Source organism: Paenibacillus sp. VTT E-133280, from assembly GCF_002264385.1.
GTDB classification, from domain to species: domain Bacteria; phylum Bacillota; class Bacilli; order Paenibacillales; family Paenibacillaceae; genus Paenibacillus_AQ; species Paenibacillus_AQ nitricinens.
Genome location: NZ_NFUX01000185.1, coordinates 1 through 306 on the forward strand (window position 1 = coordinate 1; position 306 = coordinate 306).

General features: G+C 41.5%; 1 pseudogene. It reads right to left on the minus strand.

Annotated features, from left to right (window positions below):
* A pseudogene (locus CA600_RS31625) lies at positions 1 to 306 on the minus strand (hypothetical protein); the annotation flags it as partial.

Sequence of the window (306 nt, forward strand, 5' to 3'; positions counted from 1 at the left end):
TACTAGACAAGCCAATGTTTCTTTTCCGAAATCCAGTGTCCACTGCCATGATCGATGGTTCCGGAGCAATAGGCAGCATAGGTAGTAAACTTTTCATTTTGAAATGATAGCTAATGTTTATGACTAGGGAGATTACGATCATGGCGAGTGAATAAGTGACAGTGATCCAACTTTGTTGCTTGGAATGTTCATCACCGTATAGTAGACAGATGATACAAACAATGAATAGGATGGTATGCAAGGTAGCACTAATCCTAGCATATGACTTCCGCATCTGGCGCAGAGGCTCACTTTGGAATTGTACAG